The 296-nt window shown below is 60.5% G+C and carries 1 protein-coding gene; it reads left to right on the forward strand.

Features of this window, described 5'->3' with window-relative positions; genetic code table 11:
* The coding region (locus AB4Y42_RS44445) for an NAD(P)H-dependent oxidoreductase (RefSeq protein WP_368697923.1) at window positions 1-296 on the forward strand (296 nt) is incomplete at both ends.

Genomic DNA, 296 nt, shown 5'->3' on the forward strand with positions numbered 1-296 from the left:
CTCTCGGCGGGAATCGTCGAAAAGATTCAAACGCTCTTGCCGGGCGTGGAGGTTCGCCGCCGGGACCTTGGGCTGGAGCCGATACCTCATCTCGGAGCCGCCTACGCCGACATACTCTCGACGCCTGCGACGTTGGCTGCCGCAGGAAGGACCGCTGGCGCTGTACTTATCGCGGAGGAACTCATTCAGGAGGTCGAGGATTCCGATGTGATCGTCATCGGTACTCCGATGAATAACCTGACGGTTCCGTCCGTCCTGAAAGCGTGGATCGATCAGCTTATCCGCGTCGGACGCAC

Origin of the sequence: Paraburkholderia sp. EG286B, assembly GCF_040965655.1 — a bacterium.
Taxonomy (GTDB): domain Bacteria; phylum Pseudomonadota; class Gammaproteobacteria; order Burkholderiales; family Burkholderiaceae; genus Paraburkholderia.